This window comes from Bacillus sp. AP50, assembly GCF_040492675.1.
GTDB classification, from domain to species: Bacteria; Bacillota; Bacilli; order Bacillales; family Bacillaceae_G; genus Bacillus_A; species Bacillus_A cereus.
This window is the reverse complement of sequence record NZ_JBEUTW010000417.1, coordinates 1-2,717: the sequence shown is the minus strand read 5'-3', so window position 1 is coordinate 2,717 and position 2,717 is coordinate 1. Positions and strand designations below refer to the sequence as shown.

The following is a 2,717-nucleotide window of genomic DNA, read 5'->3' as shown; positions in this document are numbered from 1 at the left end:
GCTCGATACAAAGGTAATAATCTAGATGCATAGATATTATATGCTGAATTATTGATTTTATTCAAGGAGGAATAAAGTAAAGATTTTTTAGGAAATAGGAGTAGGAACAAAATAGAAGAGCAGCTAGCAAAAGCTAACTTCTTGTTGAAAAAAGAATCCATCCCAGGTTATTTACTGGCAGAGTTTCAAGAAATAAATGATTAAATTAATTTAATTTTTCAATTACAATCGAAGCATTTATATTTGTTTGTGTTCCACCCGCCAAAGTCTGCAAAGTAACCGCAGCAGCGGAAGTATGATTATTAAGGGTAATAATATCACCTGCTGCTAAAGTGAGAATTGTTTGCCCATTGTTTTGTTGAGTACCTGCACCTGATCCATAAATGGAGTTGGTAACGGGAGCCCCATTTAAAAAGAGGGCAAATTGATTAGGTTCAACTCCTGATACAGAAAAAGAAATTTTATAATCTCCAGCATTAATAACTGTCATTTGAGAAGTTCCAAGCGTATGAGTAAAACCGGATGTGATTCTACCGTGTGAATTAAAAAGAATAGGTGCTTCTAAGGCAACAACTTGAGCTGCTGTATTGAAAACATAAGCATACTGGGATAAGCCAGATACTGTAAGACCGGCAGGCCCAGTAGGTCCGGTAGCTCCAGCGGTTCCTGGTAATCCAGTAGGCCCAGGAATGCCTTGGATGCCTTGGATACCTTGAAGCCCAGTTGGGCCAGTCGGGCCGATAGGTCCAATAAGTCCTGGATTACCTTGAATACCTTGGATACCCTGAATTCCAGTTGCCCCAGTTATTCCAGTGGGTCCAATAGGACCAATAGGTCCTGGATCACCTTGAATCCCCTGAATCCCTTGACTTCCTTGAGGTCCAGTGGGGCCAGGAATGCCTTGGATACCTTGGATACCTTGAAGTCCGGTTGGTCCTGGTGACCCAGTTGGTCCAGTGGGGCCAGTCGCTCCGGTTGGTCCTGGTGGTCCCCCGGAAGGTCCAGTCGGGCCCGTTGGTCCTGGCGGTCCCCCGGAAGGTCCGGTAGGTCCAACAGCTCCAGAAGGTCCAGTTGGACCTACAGAACCAGGAATGCCAGGAATCCCTTGAGGTCCGGTCGGGCCAGGAATCCCTTGAATGCCTTGAATGCCAGGAATCCCTTGAATACCAGGAATCCCTTGAATTCCAGTGACCCCCGTTATTCCAGTGGGTCCAATAGGGCCTTGAATGCCAGGAACGCCTTGGATGCCTTGGATACCTTGAATTCCAGAAGGTCCAGTTGGACCAATAGATCCAGAAATCCCAGGAATCCCTTGAGGTCCAGAAATACCTTGAGGTCCAGTAGGTCCCAGGTTACCTTGAGGTCCGGTAGCTCCAGTAGGTCCCCGAGGTCCACCTGAAGGTCCGGTAGCTCCAGTAGGTCCCGAAGGTCCAGTAGCACCGGTTAATCCAGTAGGCCCTATTTGAGGTAAAGGAAAGGGTATGTGACAACAATGCTTTTTAAATTTACTCATTTTTACACCTCCCTTATAAATTAACTATCAATTTATATTTATACTTTAACAACTTATGAGTAAACAGACACAGGGGTGTAAGGAAAAAACCTATGAAAATTACATAATAGGTTTTAAGAGCAAGCCTCTGTTTTAAATTCCATACCAAAAAGAGCACCATATATAAGTGCTCTTCTGACTAAAACTCTTAATGAAAAAGAGTATGTGATACCAAATGTAATTTTTTTATGGACGTGAAGTATTTGAACAAAAACGCTATTTGAATCGAAAGGGAGAATGAAAATGAATACAGTGACTATTAACTTTGGACCAGGTACAGCAGCATGGAAAGATATGCAGGAGGTCGCTAAAGTTTTGCAAGAAAAGGGTTACTCGGTTGAGCCGAAAGAAGGCATCGGAATGGTGAAGTTAACTAAGGATATTTATGATGAACCTACGATACGAAAAATAGGGGACTTAAAAGTTGGAGATCAGGTTATGTATCAAGATGAAGTTGAAACAATTCATTCAATAATTCGAGATGAGTATGGGGAATATGATGTTCAAATTGGATGCTATCATGAAAAGTTTTGTCAAACATCCGAATTTGAGGTAATTGAGTAGAAAACTAAACAAAAACTTCATTTTAAACAACAAAGCAGCTAGCCGAAATAGCTAACTGCTTCGTTGTACAATTTTAGAAGTTACAATCGATACGGATATATGTTGTAACAAAAAGTTACAACTATAGTATAAACAAATATCAAAATATTATGCAGGTAAGAAAACTAAACAAAAGTTTCATTCTGTAGAAATAAGGAAACTAAAAAGAGCACCATGCATCAGTGCTTTTTAAGATAGGAGGTAACACTTTGAGCTGGATGGTGAGGTTAAAAATATATGATGTAGAAAAGGAATAAGACCTAAATTTTATTATTAACTCAATATAAAAGAGCAATTAGCTTTTGCTAATTGCTCGGCCCAAGGTAATAGACATAGAGTGGGTATTAGTAAAATTGGCTATTCACGAGCCTGTTTACAGTGTAACCAAGATTTTTAAATGTATTCCCTCTTTAAAAACCTTATTCAAACAGTGGTATTTAAAGAGGGAGTGGAGTATTGAAAAAGAATACTTTCCCTTTATACATGAAATGATTTTTTAATTCTCAATAATATATGAGTGTTAAGACAAAAATGTGTAATTAAAAGAGCAGCTAGCAAAAGC

General features: G+C 40.0%; 2 protein-coding genes. One reads left to right on the top strand and one right to left on the bottom strand.

The annotated features are described in order from the left end of the window. Positions 1–205: 205 nt before the first annotated feature. Entirely contained in the window at positions 206–1,513 is a 1,308-nt protein-coding gene (locus ABWK52_RS23685) for a BclA C-terminal domain-containing protein (RefSeq protein ID WP_098283667.1), read from the bottom strand. A 282-nt stretch (positions 1,514–1,795) separates the two neighbouring features. Here ABWK52_RS23685 and ABWK52_RS23680 point away from each other — a divergent pair, with 282 nt between their 5' ends. Next, positions 1,796–2,116 carry a hypothetical protein gene (locus ABWK52_RS23680; protein WP_001099203.1) on the top strand — a complete coding sequence of 107 codons (321 nt, stop codon included), beginning with the start codon at positions 1,796–1,798 and terminating at the stop codon, positions 2,114–2,116. Positions 2,117–2,717: the final 601 nt, after the last annotated feature.

Coding starts and splice junctions, on each gene's coding strand:
- ABWK52_RS23680 (WP_001099203.1), top strand. CDS start 1,796: ATGAATACAGTGACTATTAACTTTGGACCAGGTACAGCAGCATGGAAA.
- ABWK52_RS23685 (WP_098283667.1), bottom strand. CDS start 1,513: ATGAGTAAATTTAAAAAGCATTGTTGTCACATACCCTTTCCTTTACCT.